16 protein-coding genes are annotated in these 15,086 nt (G+C 73.7%); 9 read left to right on the top strand and 7 right to left on the bottom strand.

Features of this window, described 5'->3' with window-relative positions; all coding sequences use genetic code 11:
- The first annotated feature begins 2 nt into the window (after nt 1–2).
- The 9 genes from ACFU5K_RS18330 (at nt 3) to lgt (ending at nt 7,097) form a co-directional block, all read left to right on the top strand.
- Nucleotides 3–662, top strand: a complete 660-nt coding sequence (locus ACFU5K_RS18330; protein ID WP_384062541.1) for a TIGR02234 family membrane protein — start codon at nt 3–5, stop codon at nt 660–662.
- A gap of 94 nt (nt 663–756) precedes the next feature.
- Nucleotides 757–1,008 carry an HGxxPAAW family protein gene (locus ACFU5K_RS18325; protein WP_384062538.1) on the top strand — a complete coding sequence of 84 codons (252 nt, stop codon included), beginning with the start codon at nt 757–759 and terminating at the stop codon, nt 1,006–1,008.
- Between the two features lie 161 nt (nt 1,009–1,169).
- A complete protein-coding gene (locus ACFU5K_RS18320) occupies nt 1,170–1,658 on the top strand; it encodes a DUF2752 domain-containing protein (protein WP_384062535.1) in 489 nt (162 codons plus the stop codon).
- A 114-nt stretch (nt 1,659–1,772) separates the two neighbouring features.
- Nucleotides 1,773–2,582, top strand: coding sequence for an indole-3-glycerol phosphate synthase TrpC (trpC, locus tag ACFU5K_RS18315; RefSeq protein WP_384062533.1), 810 nt, complete (start codon nt 1,773–1,775; stop codon nt 2,580–2,582).
- Between the two features lie 8 nt (nt 2,583–2,590).
- Nucleotides 2,591–2,860, top strand: a complete 270-nt coding sequence (gene trpM, locus ACFU5K_RS18310; protein ID WP_384062531.1) for a tryptophan biosynthesis modulator TrpM — start codon at nt 2,591–2,593, stop codon at nt 2,858–2,860.
- A gap of 130 nt (nt 2,861–2,990) precedes the next feature.
- The gene (gene trpB, locus ACFU5K_RS18305; RefSeq protein ID WP_384062528.1) at nt 2,991–4,271 is read left to right on the top strand and encodes a tryptophan synthase subunit beta; all 1,281 of its coding nucleotides are present in this window, start codon (nt 2,991–2,993) and stop codon (nt 4,269–4,271) included.
- On the top strand, nt 4,268–5,080 hold the full coding sequence (gene trpA / locus ACFU5K_RS18300; RefSeq protein ID WP_384062525.1) for a tryptophan synthase subunit alpha: 813 nt from the start codon (nt 4,268–4,270) through the stop codon (nt 5,078–5,080). The genes trpB and trpA overlap by 4 nt, the downstream gene beginning before the upstream one ends.
- A 75-nt stretch (nt 5,081–5,155) precedes the next feature.
- Nucleotides 5,156–5,977: a thioredoxin domain-containing protein gene (locus ACFU5K_RS18295; protein WP_384062523.1), complete on the top strand. Its 822-nt coding sequence runs from the start codon at nt 5,156–5,158 to the stop codon at nt 5,975–5,977.
- A gap of 85 nt (nt 5,978–6,062) precedes the next feature.
- On the top strand, nt 6,063–7,097 hold the full coding sequence (gene lgt / locus ACFU5K_RS18290) for a prolipoprotein diacylglyceryl transferase (protein ID WP_384062521.1): 1,035 nt from the start codon (nt 6,063–6,065) through the stop codon (nt 7,095–7,097).
- Nucleotides 7,098–7,187: 90 nt separating this feature from the next.
- On the opposite strand, the gene ACFU5K_RS18285 is transcribed toward lgt, so the two are convergent.
- Genes ACFU5K_RS18285 through ACFU5K_RS18255 form a run of 7 tightly spaced genes read right to left on the bottom strand, consistent with a single transcriptional unit; the run spans nt 7,188 to nt 15,040 of the window.
- Complete coding sequence (locus ACFU5K_RS18285; RefSeq protein WP_384062518.1) at nt 7,188–8,006, bottom strand: HpcH/HpaI aldolase/citrate lyase family protein; 819 nt, start codon at nt 8,004–8,006, stop codon at nt 7,188–7,190.
- Nucleotides 8,003–9,205 carry a CaiB/BaiF CoA transferase family protein gene (locus ACFU5K_RS18280; RefSeq protein ID WP_384062516.1) on the bottom strand — a complete coding sequence of 401 codons (1,203 nt, stop codon included), beginning with the start codon at nt 9,203–9,205 and terminating at the stop codon, nt 8,003–8,005. The genes ACFU5K_RS18285 and ACFU5K_RS18280 overlap by 4 nt, the downstream gene beginning before the upstream one ends.
- The gene (rbsK, locus tag ACFU5K_RS18275; protein ID WP_384062513.1) at nt 9,202–10,086 is read right to left on the bottom strand and encodes a ribokinase; all 885 of its coding nucleotides are present in this window, start codon (nt 10,084–10,086) and stop codon (nt 9,202–9,204) included. The genes ACFU5K_RS18280 and rbsK overlap by 4 nt, the downstream gene beginning before the upstream one ends.
- Nucleotides 10,083–11,450 carry an ADP-ribosylglycohydrolase family protein gene (locus ACFU5K_RS18270; protein ID WP_384062509.1) on the bottom strand — a complete coding sequence of 456 codons (1,368 nt, stop codon included), beginning with the start codon at nt 11,448–11,450 and terminating at the stop codon, nt 10,083–10,085. The genes rbsK and ACFU5K_RS18270 overlap by 4 nt, the downstream gene beginning before the upstream one ends.
- A complete protein-coding gene (locus ACFU5K_RS18265; protein ID WP_384062506.1) occupies nt 11,447–12,634 on the bottom strand; it encodes an ADP-ribosylglycohydrolase family protein in 1,188 nt (395 codons plus the stop codon). The genes ACFU5K_RS18270 and ACFU5K_RS18265 overlap by 4 nt, the downstream gene beginning before the upstream one ends.
- Complete coding sequence (locus ACFU5K_RS18260) at nt 12,579–13,904, bottom strand: ADP-ribosylglycohydrolase family protein (protein ID WP_384062503.1); 1,326 nt, start codon at nt 13,902–13,904, stop codon at nt 12,579–12,581. Before ACFU5K_RS18260 ends, ACFU5K_RS18265 begins: the two co-directional genes overlap by 56 nt.
- On the bottom strand, nt 13,901–15,040 hold the full coding sequence (locus tag ACFU5K_RS18255; RefSeq protein ID WP_384062501.1) for an ADP-ribosylglycohydrolase family protein: 1,140 nt from the start codon (nt 15,038–15,040) through the stop codon (nt 13,901–13,903). The genes ACFU5K_RS18260 and ACFU5K_RS18255 overlap by 4 nt, the downstream gene beginning before the upstream one ends.
- Between the last annotated feature and the right edge of the window lie 46 nt (nt 15,041–15,086).

Here is a 15,086-nt window from a genome sequence, read left to right as displayed (position 1 = left end):
TAGTGGAGTACGTGAGTGCTGTCCCCGTACCCCAGCCCCGTGCCCGAGCCGCCTCCGCGCCCGACAGCGCTGGAAGCCGTCGGAGCCTCGGCGCCGGCCTGCTCCTCGGGGCCGCCGGTGCCACCGTCGTCCTCCTCGCCTCCGGGCAGACCTGGGCCGAGGGCCAGGCCGCCGTCGGCGGCGGCATCCTGCCGCTCAGCGCCGACGGACAGGATGTCACCGGCCTCCCGGCAGCCCTGGCCGTCGTCGGCCTGGCCGCCCTGGTCGCCGTCTTCGCCGTGCGCGGCGGCAGCCGGGTCCTCGTCGCCGGACTCCTCGCCCTCAGCGGCCTCGGCGCCGGGCTGAGCGCCTGGGCCGGCGCCTCGGACAGTGCCGCCCTGGACGAGCAGGCCGCGCAGACCACCGGCAACACCTCGGCCACGGTCGAGGCCCTCAGCCACACCGCCTGGCCCTACGTCACCGCGGTCGGCGGGCTGCTGATCCTGCTCGCCGGGCTGCTCGCACTGCGCTTCGGCCGCGGCTGGCCCGCCATGTCCGGCCGGTACGAGCGCGACGGCACCCCCCGCCCCCGCAGGGCCCCCCGCACGGCCCCGGACCCCGACCGGCCCGAGGAACTCTGGAAGGCGCTGGACCGCGGCGAGGACCCGACGCGCGACGCATGACCCCCGAGCCTCGTGTCACTCCGTACGTACGGGACAATGGCAGCGAGCTTTTCGACAGCCGTATCTTCAGAGCAACACCAACAAGGAGCAACTCATGGCGGGCAGCAGCCACGGACACACCCCGGCCGCCTGGACAGGTGTCATCATCTGTTTCATCGGCTTCTGCGTCGCAGGCGTCTTCCTGGTCGCGGCCGAGCCGCTCGGCTTCTGGGCCGGCCTCGTGGTCATCGCCCTGGGCGGGATCGTCGGCCTCGCGATGAAGATGGCAGGCCTCGGCATGCCGAAGGAGTCGGCCGAGATGGCGGCCGCCCGGGACCGCGCCGCGAAGGCCCAGGTCACGGCTTAAGGTCCTACGTCCGGATCGGGCCGGACCGGCGGGCGGTGCAGGGCACGTGAGCCCGGCACGACCCGACGGGACGACCGGTGCGGGTGCCGGTCCACGGACACGACACGAGGCGCAGCCCGTACCGGGCTGCGCCTCTGCGTCTCAGCGGGGAGAATCACCGCGTGGACGCCTCAGTCTCTCCCGCAGCCCCGGACCCGGCCCCCGTACCCCGGGCGCCCGGCCCCGCCTTCTCCCAGGCAGCCCCCGCCCCGGTCTCCCGGCTCAGGCGGCTCGCCACGCCCGTCGGGGTCATGGCCGCCGTCGTCGCCGCGTTCGGCTACGTCGCGGCCGTCGACCCCAACGAACCCGGCCACTACCCCGTCTGCCCCATGCTCCGGTTCACCGGGGTGCTCTGCCCCGGGTGCGGCGGTCTCCGCAGCGCCCACGCGTTCGCCCACGGGGACATCCCGGCGGCCCTGGGCTCCAACGCCCTGGCCGTCCTCGGCTACGCCGTGTTCGCCGCGGTCTGGGTGCTCTGGACCGTCCGCGCGAGCCGGGGCCGGCCCATGCGGATCACCGTCGCTCCCGCCTACTGGTGGGGGGTGGGCGCTGTTCTGCTGGTCTTCTCGGTGATCCGCAATCTTCCGTTCGGATCGGCGCTGGCTCCCTGAATACCCAGCCGGTGGGACGTACGGTCGCCGGATGCGGGCTCTGCGCCCTCCTGCGGATACCATCGATACGGCTGATCCTGTTCCTCATCACCGCTTCGGAAGGGGGCCGCTCGCGTGAGTGTGCTCGACGAGATCATTGACGGCGTCCGCGCCGACCTCGCGGAGCGGCAGGCGCGTGTCAGCCTCGACGAGCTCAAGGAGCGCGCCGCGCGCGCTCCCCGGGCCAAGGACGGAGTCGCCGCACTGCGCGGTGAGGGCGTGACCGTCATCTGCGAGGTCAAGCGCTCCAGCCCCTCCAAGGGGGCCCTCGCCGCCATCGCCGACCCGGCCGCGCTCGCAGCGGACTACGAGGCCGGCGGCGCGTCCGTCATCTCGGTCCTCACCGAGGAGCGCCGCTTCGGCGGCTCGCTCGCCGACCTGGAGGCCGTCCGGGCCAAGGTCGACATCCCGGTCCTGCGCAAGGACTTCATCGTCACCTCGTACCAGCTGTGGGAGGCGCGGGCCTACGGTGCCGACCTCGCCCTGCTGATCGTCGCAGCCCTCGACCAGGAAGCCCTCGTCTCCCTGATCGAGCGCGCCGAGTCGATCGGCCTGACGCCGCTCGTCGAGGCGCACGACGAGGAGGAGGCGGAGCGTGCCGTGGACGCCGGAGCGAAGATCATCGGTGTCAACGCGCGCAACCTGAAGGACCTCATGGTCGACCGCTCCACCTTCGAGCGCGTCGCCCCCGAGATCCCCGACCACATCGTCAAGGTCGCCGAGTCCGGCGTCCGGGGCCCTCACGACCTCATCGCCTACGCCAACTCCGGCGCGGACGCGGTGCTCGTCGGGGAGTCCCTGGTCACCGGCCGCGACCCGCGGGCCGCCGTCGCCGACCTGGTCGCCGCCGGCGCGCACCCCGCCCTGCGGCACGGACGGAGCTGACCCGACCCGTGCCCGCCGACCGTCCCGCCGCCCACATCCGGCCGGGTCTGCGCCCCGCCGGGGCGAGCACCCGGGACGCGCACGGGCCGTCGGCGCGCGGCTGCCGCCCACCCCTCTCCCTCCGCCACCCTCAGCCGAGGCGCTGCGCTCCGCCCTTCTGGCACCGCGGCTGCCGCGCCCCGGCCCGGCGTGTGCACGGCCGGCGCGTGCGGTACGTGATCGGCGACGAGCCCGGACAGGTCAACGGGATGCGATGGCGCACGGGGTCCGCGCCGTAGCGAGCCCCGTCGTACCCCCGCTCCGGGCGGGACCAGCACGACACACCGCACCGACCGTCCCGGCCGGCGTGGCGCTCCGCTCACGGCGCATACGGTGAACCCACCCGTCGCAAGTCGAGGAGCACGTCGCATGTCGTCCGACTTCTTCATTCCGGACCCCGAGGGTCTGATCCCCAGCGCCGAGGGGTATTTCGGCGCGTTCGGTGGCAAGTTCATCCCGGAGGCGCTGGTCGCGGCCGTGGACGAGGTCGCCGTCGAATACGACAAGGCCAAGGCGGACCCGGCCTTCGCCGCCGAACTCAACGCCCTCATGGTCGACTACACCGGCCGGCCCAGCGCGTTGACCGAGGTCGCCCGCTTCGCCGAGCACGCCGGGGGCGCCCGCGTCTTCCTCAAGCGCGAGGACCTCAACCACACCGGTTCGCACAAGATCAACAACGTGCTCGGCCAGGCGCTCCTCACCAGGCGCATGGGCAAGACCCGCATCATCGCGGAGACCGGAGCCGGCCAGCACGGGGTCGCCACCGCGACCGCCTGCGCCCTCTTCGGGCTCGAATGCACCATCTACATGGGCGAGATCGACACCGAGCGGCAGGCGCTGAACGTGGCGCGGATGCGGATGCTCGGTGCCGAGGTCGTGGCCGTGAAGTCCGGCTCCCGGACGCTGAAGGACGCCATCAACGAGGCGTTCCGGGACTGGGTCGCCAACGTGGACCGCACCCACTACCTTTTCGGTACGGTCGCCGGGCCGCACCCCTTCCCCGCGATGGTCCGCGACTTCCACCGGGTCATCGGCGTCGAGGCCCGGCGCCAGATCCTGGAGCGGACGGGCCGGCTGCCGGACGCCGCCGTCGCCTGCGTCGGCGGCGGGTCCAACGCCATCGGCCTCTTCCACGCCTTCATCCCGGACGCGGACGTCCGGCTGATCGGCTGCGAACCCGCCGGGCACGGCGTGGAGACCGGCGAGCACGCGGCGACCCTCACCGCGGGCGAGCCGGGCATCCTGCACGGTTCACGGTCGTACGTCCTCCAGGACGAGGAGGGCCAGATCACCGAGCCCTACTCGATCTCGGCCGGCCTCGACTACCCGGGCATCGGCCCGGAGCACGCCTACCTCAAGGACGTCGGCCGCGGCGAGTACCGCGCGGTCACCGACGACGCCGCCATGCAGGCCCTGCGCCTCCTCTCCCGCACCGAGGGAATCATCCCGGCCATCGAGAGCGCGCACGCGCTGGCCGGAGCCCTGGAGGTCGGGCGGGAGCTCGGCGAGGACGGGCTGATCCTGATCAACCTGTCCGGCCGCGGCGACAAGGACATGGACACGGCCGCCCGCTACTTCGGCCTGTACGACGGCGCCGACGCGGTCGTCGAGGCCGACGTGGCCGACGGAGAGGTGGAGGTCACCAAGTGAGCGGCAACCGAGAGCTTCTCGAGGCGAAGCTGGCCGAGGCGGCGTCCGAGGACCGGGCGGCGCTGATCGCCTACCTGCCCGGCGGGTTCCCGACCGTCGACGGAGGCATCGAGGCCGTCAAGGCGGCGGTCGCCGGCGGCGCCGACATCATCGAGGTGGGCCTCCCGCACAGTGACCCGGTGCTCGACGGTCCGGTCATCCAGACCGCCGACGACATCGCGCTGCGCGGTGGCGTCAAGATCGCCGACATCATGCGGACGGTCCGCGAGACCCACGAGGCGACCGGCGCGCCGATCCTCGTGATGACGTACTGGAACCCGATCGACCGGTACGGCGTGGAGCGCTTCACCGCCGAACTGGCCGACGCGGGCGGCGCCGGGTGCATCCTGCCCGACCTGCCGGTCCAGGAGTCCGCGCTGTGGCGCGAGCACGCCGACAAGCACGGCCTCGCCACCGTGTTCGTCGTCGCGCCGAGCAGCAAGGACGCCCGCCTCGCGACCATCACGGCCGCCGGTTCCGGCTTCGTGTACGCCGCCTCGCTGATGGGGGTCACCGGCACCCGCGAGTCCGTCGGCGAGCAGGCCCAGGACCTGGTGCGGCGCACCCGCGCCACCAGCGCCCTCCCGGTCTGTGTGGGCATCGGCGTGTCCACGGCCGAGCACGCCCAGCAGGTCGCGGCCTTCGCCGACGGGGTGATCGTCGGCTCGGCCTTCGTGAAGCGGATGCTCGACGCGCCGGACGAGGCCACGGGCCTCAAAGCGGTCCGCGCGCTGGCGGCCGAACTGGCCGAAGGCGTTCGAAAGCGCTGACAGCGCTCGTCATCCGTATGGGTGGACCTGGGACCGGGGAGGCGCTGACGTGCCTCCCCGGTTCGTTTGCGCGGTGTGAATGAGAACCAAGACCGAAACAGGACCGCGCGCGACCGGCTCGTCCAGCAGCGCGAGCAGGACCGGGCGCGGGAGCGCCGCCGTCGCACGCTGATCGTCTCGACGGCGGTGGTGGGGGTGCTCGCGCTGGCCGCTGTGATCGGCCTGATCGCCGCCAACGCGGGCAAGGACGACCAGGACTCCGAGGCCGGGCCCGCCGTCACCCCGTCCGGGGCGATGGGGGAGGACGGACTCGCACTCCAGGTCGGAGCGGACGACGCCCCGTCCACGCTCACGATCTGGGAGGACTTCCGCTGCCCTGTCTGCGCGCAGTTCGAGAACGCCTTCCGCGACACCTTCGCGGAGCTGGCGGACAGCGGACAGCTCAAGGTGCAGTACCACCTGGCCACGATCATCGACGGCAACGTCGGCGGCACCGGATCCCTGCGCGCGGCCAATGCGGCCGCCTGCGCGCAGGACGCCGGCAAGTTCGCGCCGTACCACGACGTCCTCTACCGCAACCAGCCGGCGGAGACCGACGACGCCTTCGCCAAGAACAGCAGGCTGATCGAGCTGGCCGGTTCGGTGAAGGGCCTCGACACGCCCGCCTTCCGCAGCTGTGTGGAGGACGGCACCCACGACGGCTGGGTCGAGAAGTCGAACAAGGCGTTCGCTGCGGGCGGCTTCGAAGGCACGCCGACGGTACTCCTCAACGGTGAGTCGATCTTCCCGAAGAAGGGGGACGAGCAGATCTCCGCCGCCAATATCAAGAAGTGGGTGGCAGAGGCCAACAAGGGCAAGAAGCCCGGCACCGTCGGGGCGACGCCCTCGTCCTCCTGAGGGTGCTCCGGCGAGCTCCCGTTACCCAGAAGTTGCCGGACGGCTTGCCGTACGTCCCGTCCGGCAGGGTAGCGTCGACCCCGTCATGAACATTGCCTTCATTCCCAGCCCGTCGACCGGGGTGATCGAGCTCGGCCCGATCCCGCTCCGCGGCTACGCGTTCTGCATCATCATCGGTGTCTTCGTCGCCGTCTGGTTCGGCAACAAGCGCTGGATCGCCAGGGGCGGCAAAGCCGGCACCGTGGCCGACATCGCCGTCTGGGCCGTGCCCTTCGGCCTCGTCGGCGGCAGGCTCTACCACGTCATCACCGACTACCAGCTGTACTTCAGCGACGGTGAGGACTGGGTCGACGCCTTCAAGATCTGGGAGGGCGGACTCGGTATCTGGGGCGCGATCGCGCTCGGCGCGGTCGGTGCCTGGATCGCCTGCCGTCGCCGCGGCATCCCGCTCCCGGCGTGGGCCGACGCGCTGGCTCCGGGGATCGCCTTCGCCCAGGCCATCGGCCGCTGGGGCAACTGGTTCAACCAGGAGCTGTACGGCAAGCCCACGGACCTCCCCTGGGCCCTCAAGATCAGCGAGGGCACGAACCGGGTCGCGGGCACCTACCACCCGACCTTCCTCTACGAGTCCCTGTGGTGCGTCGGTGTCGCACTGCTGGTGATCTGGGCCGACCGCCGGTTCAAGCTGGGCCACGGCCGGGCGTTCGCGCTCTACGTCGCGGCGTACTGCGTGGGCCGCGGGTGGATCGAGTACCTGCGCGTCGACGAGGCGCACCACGTGCTGGGCCTCCGCCTCAACGTGTGGACCGCGATCATCGTGTTCGCCCTGGCGGTCACGTACATCGTGATCTCGGCGAAGGTGCGCCCGGGCCGCGAGGAGATCGTCGAGCCCGACCTGACTAAGGACGGCGGGAAGCCCGGATCCGCCGAAGGCTCCTCCTCCGACGACGCACCCTCCGACGACGCCTCGGCCGAAGGCACCTCTCCGGAGAACGCCTCGTCCGGCGACGCGAAGTCCCCGGAGAACGCCACGACCGGCGACGTACCCGCCGCCTCCGCCGACGGGGCGCAGGAACCGGAGGACGACGGAGCGGCGCCGCAGAAGGCCGACCGGAGCTGACGCACACGACACCCGAAGGGGCCGTCCGACCCGCACGGGGCGGACGGCCCCTTCGGTGTCCCCGGCCGCCCGGTCCGCGCGTCCGGGGCGTCAGCGGCGCCGGGCCAGCGCGAGCGTGCGCTGCGCACTCGCCACCACGGCCGCGTCCACGAACCTCCCGTCCGGCAGGGCCTGGGCGCCCTCCTGGGTGCGGGACGCCGCCACGATCTGCTCCGCCGCCTCGACCTCACGCGATGTCGGCCGGAACGCCCGCTCGATCACCGGCAGCTGCCTCGGATGGATCGCCGCCCGTCCCAGCAGGCCGAGGCCCCGGCCGTGCGCGCAGGACGACCGCAGACCGGACAGGTCCCGGACGTTCGGGAACACCGACATGACGGGCGGGGCCAGACCGGCAGCCCGGGCCGCGATCACCACGCGGCTGCGCGACCAGTCCAGTCCGGTGTCGTCCCGCACCCCCAGATCGGCCCGGAGGTCCGCCTCGCCCAGCGCGATCCCCCGTACGTCGTGATGAGCCCCCGCGATCGAGTACGCGTGCTCGATCGCCAGCGCCGACTCCAGCAGCGGATACAGCGACACGCCGGGTGCCAGGGCCGCGACGTGGTGCACGGATGCCGCGTGGGTGATCTTGGGAAGCCGCATTCCGGAAAGTCCGGGCAGCCGCGCCAGGGCTTTGACGTCCTCCTCGCCGTGGACTCTGACGTGGACCGGTGCCACCGGCGGGCCGGCCGCCGGAGGATCGGAGAGCAGCTCCGCCGTCGCCGACCGCGCGTACTCCTTGCGATCGGGCGCGACGGCGTCCTCCAGGTCGACGATGACGACGTCCGCGCCCGAACCGAGTGCCTTGAGGACCACGGCCGGCTTGTCCCCTGGGACGTACAGCCAGGTCAGTGCCACCTCGGCCCCGTTCACAGCGTACCCTCCTCCCGGAGTTCCGCGATCCTCGGCGCGGAGAACCCGAGCGCCGTCAGGATCTCCTCCGTGTCCGCTCCGTGCGGGCGGCCCGCCCAGCGGATCGATCCGGGTGTCTCAGAGAGCCGGAACAGCACGTTCTGCATCCGCAGAGGCCCCAGTTCCGGGTCGTCGACCTCGGCGATCGTGCCCAGCGCCCGGTACTGGGGGTCCTCCATCACGTCCCGTACGTCCTGGATCGGCGCGATCGCCGCCTCGGCCTTCTCGAACGCGTCCACCGCCTCCGCCCGGGTGCGCCGGGCGATCCAGTGGCCCACGGCCTCGTCGAGCTCGTCGGCGTGTTCGGCGCGGGAGCTCCCGGCACCGAACCACGGCTCCTCGATCAGTTCGGGGCGCCCCACCAGGCGCATGACACGTTCCGCGACCGACTGCGCCGAGGTGGAGACGGCGACCCAGTGCCCGTCGCAGGCGCGGTAGGTGTTGCGCGGCGCGTTGTTGCGGGAGCGGTTGCCGGTACGCGGCTGGACGTAGCCGAGCTGGTCGTACCAGAGCGGCTGCGGCCCCAGCACGGTGAGGATCGGCTCGATGATCGCCATGTCCACCACCTGACCGCCGCCGGTGCGGTCACGTCCGGCCAGCGCCGTCATCACCGCGTACGCCGTTGCGAGCGCCGCGATCGAGTCGGCGAGCCCGAACGGCGGAAGGGTCGGTGGGCCGTCCGGTTCACCGGTGACGGCGGCGAAGCCGCTCATGGCCTCGGCGAGCGTGCCGAAACCCGGCCGGTGCGCGTAGGGGCCGGTCTGGCCGAAGCCCGTGACCCGGGTGAGCACCAGGCGCGGGTTGACGGCGCTCAGTTCCTCCCAGCCGAGACCCCAGCGCTCCAGGGTCCCGGGCCGGAAGTTCTCGATGATCACGTCGGTCTCCGCGGCCAGCCGCAGCAGGACGTCCCGGCCGCCGGGGCCGGACAGGTCCAGGGTCAGCGTGCGCTTGTTGCGGCCGAGCAGCTTCCACCACAGCCCCACGCCGTCCTTCGACGGGCCGTGACCACGTGAGGGGTCGGGCTTGCGGGGGTGCTCGACCTTGATGACCTCGGCCCCGAAGTCCCCGAGCATCGTGGCCGCGAGAGGCCCGGCGAAGAGTGTCGCGATGTCCAGGACCCGCAGGCCGGCGAGTGGCGGTGTCGTCTCCGGGCCGGTCATGCGGCATCGATCTCACTGCGGAACGGCATCGACGTCGAGGCACCCGCCCGCTGTACGCAGAGCGCGGCGGCGGAGGACGCCCAGGCCAGCGCCTCGGGCACGGACCTGCCCTCGCCGAGGGCCACGGCGAGGGTGCCCACGAAGGTGTCCCCGGCCCCCGTCGTGTCCACGGCGGTGACCTCGGGCGCCGGGAACAGCACCGGTTCGCCGCCCCGGGCAGCGTAGAGACAGCCCCTGCGCCCGAGGGTGATCACGACCTCCGGGACCTGCCGGAGCAGGATCTGCGCCGCCGCGTGCGGTTCCTCGTAACCGGTGAGCGCCGCGGCCTCGTGCTCGTTGGGGATCAGCAGGTCGACCGCGCCGAGGAGCTCGGACGGCAGCGGCTGTACGGGTGAGGGCGTGAGGATCGTACGTACGCCCCGTGCCCTTGCCGCCCGCGCCGCCTGGGTCACGACGGTGAGCGGGAGTTCCAGTTGCAGGAGCAGCAGGGCGGCCGCGGCGATGGCGTCCTCCTCGCCCGCGCCCAGCGTGGTCACGGTGCCGTTCGCACCGGGGACGACCACGATCGAGTTGGCCCCCTCGTCGTCGACGACGATGTGCGCGGTGCCGCTGGGGCCCGCGGCGGTGTGCAGCAGTTCCGTGTCCACCCCCGCGTGTTCCAGATTCGTCCGCAGCCGCGAGCCGTACTCGTCCGTGCCGACCGCGCCGATCATCACCACGTCGCCTCCCGCGCGCGCCGCCGCGACGGCCTGGTTGGCGCCCTTGCCACCGGGCACGGTCCGGAACTCGCGTCCGGTGACGGTCTCCCCGAGCTCTGGTGCCCGGGCGACGTAGGCGACGAGGTCCATGTTGGTGCTGCCGAGCACCGCGATCGCTGTCATGGGCGGCGTACCTCCTTATAGGTCAGTTCCGCGAGGGTGTCGAAGCCGATGGAGCCGAAGCCGGTCACGGATGTGGCGAGCCTGTTCTTGAGCGGCGCGGTCCACCGGTCGGGCAGCGCGTCGGCCCGGCCGGCGAGCAGCCCCGCGAGCGAACCGGCGGTCGCGCCGTTGGAATCGGTGTCCCAGCCGCCGGACACCGCCCGGCAGACGGAACCGGCGAAGTCCCCGTCCGCGTGGGTGAGAGCGGCGGCGAGCAGCGCCGCGTTGGGCAGGACGTGCACCCAGTGGTGCGTGGCCGCGAAGGTGGAGTGCAGGCGGTCGACGACCGCGTCGAAGTCCGGCTCGTCGCGGGCCGCCGCGATGCCGAGACGGACGGCCGCGGCGTAACGGGAGCGTGGGGGGACCACGCGGAGTCCCGCCGCGAGGCAGCCGTGCACATCCGTCTCGCCGCCCGCCGCCTCCGCGAGCGCAGCGGCGGTGAACATCGCGCCGTACACCCCGTTGGCCGTGTGCGACAGCACCGCGTCCCGGTGCGCCTGTTCGGCGGCCGCGGCGGGGTCACCGGGGTGGGTCCAGCCGTGCACGTCCGCCCGGATCTGGGCGCCGATCCACTCCCGGAAGGGGTTGCGGTGGCGGGCGGTGTCCGGCGGCTCGACGCCGTCGAGGAGGTTGCGGTAGGCGACGCGTTCGGCGGTGAAGACGCGTCCGGCGGGGAGCTCGCCGAGCCAGAGGCGGGCGACGTCGTCCGTGGTGAAGTCCGGCCCATGACGCTGGAGCAGCAGCAGTGCCAGGAGCGGGTAGTTGAGGTCGTCGTCCTCCGGCATGCCGTCGATGTTCTCGGCGAGGGAGGTGGGCGCCGAACGCCGGTTCCACGGGTGGGCGGCGGCGAGGGCGGCCGGCAGCCCCCGGGCGGTGAACCAGGTGGTGAGCGGCCAGTTCCCGGTGGCGCGGCCGATGGCCCGGATGCCCTCCAGAGGGAGCTTCTCGACCGGCTTTCCGAGCAGACAGCCGGCCGCCCGGCCCAGCCAGGCGGCGTGGAGGCGGTCGGGTCCCGGGGACACCATGCGGGTACGGGGGGCCGGCCACCGGGGGCACGCGGCCCTGATCGCGGACAGGCCCGCCGGCTCCTCCCGGGCCGACGGGCACTCCAGCCGGCCGAGTTCGTGCAGCAGCTCTTCGGCGAGCGGGCGCAGTCCGGGCGGCCCGTGCGGTTCGGAGGCACCCGCCCGCTCGGGGGCCGGGGCGCCGCCCGCCGCGTACCACCGCTCCGCGATGTCCCGGGCGTCCCGGCCGTCCTGGGCGGCCTGGCGCAGCTCATGGCCCACCAGGTCCTCGGGCTGGATCCACGTCAGGCGCACGCTCACCGGTCGCCGCCCGCCAGCGCGGCGAACGCCCTCTCGTGCGCGCGACGCCGTGCCGTGTCCCGCGCGAAGACCTCGCGGGCGACCTCCGCAAGGGCCCGCGCCGGAGCGTGCAGATCGAGGCGGCTGGCCTCGGAGACCGTCTTCACCCAGTCGACGGGAATGCTCTGCTCGCCGTGGAGCGCTCCCGCGAGAGCGCCGCTCATCGTGGCGATCGAATCGCAGTCGCGGCCGTAGTTGACCGAGCCGAGCACCGTGCGGCGGTAGTCGCCCCCGCCGACGAGCAGCATGCCGAGTGCGACCGGCAGCTCCTCGATGGAGTGCAGCCGGGAGGGCCTGCGCGCACCGAGAGAGGGCTCGCGGTAGTGGGGGCCCACCGTGTCGAACGGTTCGACGGCGGCGCGCAGCGGGGCCAGCGCGGACTCGAAGTCCGTGTGCCGGGCGGCGACTTCGCACACGGCTTCGATCGCCGACCGGGTGCCGTCCTTGGCGAGCGACAGGGCTGCCTCGACGACGGACTCGGGTGTGGCGCCCGGCGCGCAGGCGGCGGCGACGGCGGCGGCCAGGACCCCGGCGGCCTCCCGGCCGTACGAGGACTGGTGGGCCCCGGCGACGTCGAGCGCCTCCGCGTACGCGGCCTCCGGGTGGGCGGCGTTCACCAGTCCGACCGGGGCCATGTACATCGCGGCCCCGCAGTTGACGATATTGCCCGAGCCCGCCTCGCGGGGGTCGGCGTGGCCGTAGTGCAGCCGTGTGACGATCCACTTCTCGGCGAGGAAGATCCGCTGCAGGGGGAGCGCCTCGGCCTCCAGTTCGGGGATCCAGCGGGGCCGCGACATCAGGTCCGGCACGAGGTGGCCGGCGACATCGTACGCGTCGAGATGGCCCCTGACCGTCTCGTACACCCGCACCAGGGCATGGGTCATCAGGGTGTCGTCGGTGACGTGCCCGTCGCCCTTGTGGTACGGGGCGATGGGCCGTGCGGTGCGCCAGTCGTCGCCGTACCAGGGGCCGACGACACCGCTCACCCGGCCGCCGTGACGCTCGGCGATCTGCTCGGGGGTCCAGCCCTCGACGGGGCCGCCGAGGGCGTCCCCGACGGCCGCTCCGACGAGTGCCCCGGTGATGCGCTCATCCAGGGTGAGGGTCGTGGCGGCGATGGGTGTGTGAGTCGCTTTGTGAGCCATGTCGGAAGTGTCCACCCGGAGTGACCGGTTCCGTGGCTGCCAGCAGCCCGGCGAGTTCGATCAGGTCGGTGCCGGCCAGGCGCGGCAGCGCGCATCCGGCGAGTGTGCGGCAGGCTTCCCGCCAGCCCGCCGGTACGCTGCCGATCCCGCCCAGCGCGCCGGTCAGCGCCCCCGTGAGAGCGGGGGCCGAATCGGCGACCCGGGACAGGCAGGCGGCTGCCGGGACGGCCTGCGCGATCTCACCCCGGGCCGCGACCGTCAGGGCGAGTGCGACCGGCACGGTCTCGGCGGCGGCGATCCCGTAGCTGTAGACGTGGTCGACGATCTGATGCTCCAGCACCGGGACGAGCGCGAAGGCACCCGCCGCCTCGTCCGCGAACTCCCGGGCCAGTCGCACGGCGTGGACGGCGTTGCGGGCGATCTCGGTTCCGTCGGGCAGTTGTTCGAGTGCCGTGTCCACCACCGTGTCGACATCAGCCCCCGCGAGCGCGGCGGCGATGGCGGCGGCGACCGCCCGCGCGCCGTACACCCCGTCACCGTCCTGGGTGTACCGGGCGTCGAACTCGGCGAGCTCCGCCGCCGCCGCCGGGTCGCCGGCGTGCACGACCGCGAGCACCGCGGCGCGCACGCAGGCGGCGTCGTCGAAGTAGTGCGGGTTGTCGTGGCCGGTGGCGGGCGGCCGCAGCCCGGCGGCCAGATTGCCCAGCCCGGCCCGGACCGAGATCCGGGCCCGGAGCGGGAGCACGGCGGCCTCGACCTCGGGCGCGCGGGCGCTCGCGGCGGCCACCTTCGCGGCCAGCGCGTTCCACGACCTGTCGATCGCGTCCCGCATCCGCCGGCCGGGGGAGAGGCCTGGTGCGTGGTCGGCCGCGGCGGCCAGCACGGTACGGGCGGCGAAGGCGGCCCACTCGGCGTCGTCCGACGGCCCGAGCCGCAGCGGCTCGGGCGGCTGGTTGAGCGCGATGGGCACGGGGAGCGTCGTCGTCGCGTTCTGTTCCGCGAAGGTGTCCAGCTCCCGGGTCAGCCGCCGGGTCCACTCCGGCATGCGCGCGGCCCGGTGCCGCGCCGCGGGCCATCCGGCCGCGTCCCCGGCGGCCAGCCCCAGCAGCAGGCCCTCGATCCTGGACCGCCTGCCGGGGGCCCCGTGACCCCCGGCGTCAGGGGCCGGGCCGGCGGCCGGCCCGGCGGTGATGCGGATGGCCACGTGCGGGGCGGCCGGACCACCGGTGGCGGGGGAAGCGCTCCCGGGGGCGCGCCGGGCGGCGGTCACCGGCCGGCCTGTCCGGCACGGGCCCCTGGGGCGCCGGGCGCCGGGGTGTGCCACCCGAGGGCGCCGGGGGCTTTTGCGCATGCGTGCTCCCGCTCCGGGACGGGAGCTGTCCCCGGGGGGTTCTTCGGCGGGTCCTCGGCCTCGTCCGGGGTCAGCAGCTCCGCGATGTCCAGCACGTGATAGCCCCGCATCGAGGGCAGGCAGCTGCCCCGCACCGGCCCGATCGCCGACGCCCATTCGCGGGGGATCGCCGACGCCCCGTGCAGCGCCCCGGCCAGCGCTCCCGCGACGGCCGCAGTGGTGTCGGCGTCCCGGCCCATGTTCACCGCCGTGAGCACCGCCGTTCGGAAGTCGCCGCGCGCCGCCGCGAACGCCCCGAACGCCAGACCCACCGCCTCCGGCGCCAGGTCCGTCCACGGGTAGCCGCCGATCACCACCGCGGAGCGCACCGCGCGTTCCCCCGTCAGCCGGTCCGGGTACGAGCGCTGAGCGGCGGTGACCGCGCGCCGCAGTGAGCGGGCGGTCCAGGAGTCCATCGGTACGACGGAGAGCGCGGCGGCGATCACCGACGCGAGCCCGGCGCCGACCATCGCGGCCGCCACCCCGGCCGCGACCGCCTGACCGCCGTAGATGCCCTCGCCCTCGTGGCTGACCCGCCCGTCCACGGCCACCAGTCGGGCGGCTTCCGCGGGCCGGCCCGCCGCGAAGACCCCGAACGGCGCCGCCCGCATCGCGAGACCGTCGCTCCAGGCGTGCCGGTGCTGGGCCGAGATCGGCGCGGCGAGACCCCGCCGCAGGTTCTCCAGCGTGCCCCGCTCGCTGAATCCCGCGCCCCGGAAGGGCCCCTCGTCCAGGTCGGCGATCCAGTGGTGCCACGCCCGCTCGACGTGCGCGACGGTCAGCGCCGAACCGTGCCTGGCCAGCAGCAGCCCGGAGAAGATCGCGTACTCGGTGTCGTCCGTACCCGCCGGGTCGTCGCTCACGAAGCCCTCGATGCGGCCCCAGCGGCGACGGATCTCGGACGGCCGCAGGTTCTCCGCCGGGGCGCCGAGGGCGTCACCGACCGCGAGCCCCAGCAACGCCCCCCGCGCCCGGTCGCCCGTGCCCGCCGCCGGTCCGTCCGCCGTGAGCTCCATCGTGTCGCCCCTTCGCTCGCATCCGCCACTCGCACCCGGAGCAACC

Source organism: Streptomyces sp. NPDC057428 (assembly GCF_042803195.1).
GTDB lineage: Bacteria > Actinomycetota > Actinomycetes > Streptomycetales > Streptomycetaceae > Streptomyces.
This window is presented reverse-complemented; position numbering and strand designations above follow the sequence as displayed.